This window comes from Paraburkholderia caledonica NBRC 102488, from assembly GCF_000685095.1.
Taxonomy (GTDB): Bacteria; Pseudomonadota; Gammaproteobacteria; order Burkholderiales; family Burkholderiaceae; genus Paraburkholderia; species Paraburkholderia caledonica.
Map to the genome: position 1 here is coordinate 1 of NZ_BAYE01000063.1, position 936 is coordinate 936.

General features: G+C 71.7%; 1 protein-coding gene. It reads right to left on the reverse strand.

All coding sequences use genetic code 11. The annotated features are described in order from the left end of the window. On the reverse strand, positions 1 to 936 hold a 936-nt coding region (locus BCA01S_RS36365), incomplete at both ends, for a phosphopantetheine-binding protein (RefSeq protein WP_042320557.1).

Genomic DNA, 936 nt, shown 5'->3' on the forward strand with positions numbered 1-936 from the left:
TTCTGCCGCCCCCGCTGTCTTCACCGCCACCTGCTTCCACCCGCCCGCCTCCTTCACGAACCGCAGCCGCAACGCGTCGTGCCGCGCCTCCAGCGCCGCCACCGCGCGCTCCAGCGCCGCCGGCACGAGCCGCCCTTTCACCTTCAGCAGCACCGCCTGGTTCCAGTGCGATTCCCCTTGCGGATAGCGCTCGAAGAAGAGCCGCTGGATCGGCGTCAACGGCAGCGCGGCGCCATCGTCGAACTCCCGTACTGCGCCCGCGTCCAGCCGCTGTGCGCGTTGCGCGAGACCCGCCACGGTCGGATGCTCGAACACCTGCCGCGGCGTCAGCCGCCAACCCGCCTCGCGCGCCCGCGCGATGATCTGCAGGCTCTGGATCGAGTCGCCGCCCGCTTCGAAGAAGTTGTCCGTCACGCCAAGATCATCGCGCCCGAGCACGGCCGCCCAGATCGACAGCAGCGCCGCTTCGACCTCGTTCGACGGCGCCACCCGTTCGATCGCACCCGCCTGCGGCGCGGGCAGCGACGCCCGGTCGAGCTTGCCGTTGGGCATCCACGGCAGCCGCGCGAGCACCGTTATCGATGACGGCACCATGTAGCCCGGCAGCTTCTGCTCCAGTTCGCGCTGCAGACGGTGGACGTCAACAGGCTGCAGGGCCGCTGCATCGGACTGCCCCGCCACATACGCCGCGAGCCGCTGCTTCTGCGCCTCGCCCACCACGATCACCGCGGCCTCGCGCACGTTCTCGCACTGGCGCAGCACCGCCTCGATCTCGCCCGGCTCGATGCGCTGGCCGCGCAGCTTCACCTGCTGGTCCAGCCGCCCGAGGAACTCCACCGTGCCGTCCGCGCGCAGCCGGCACAGATCGCCGCTGCGATAGACGCGCGCCCCCGGCTCGCCGTACGGGTCCGGCACGAACCGCTCGGCCGTCAGCGC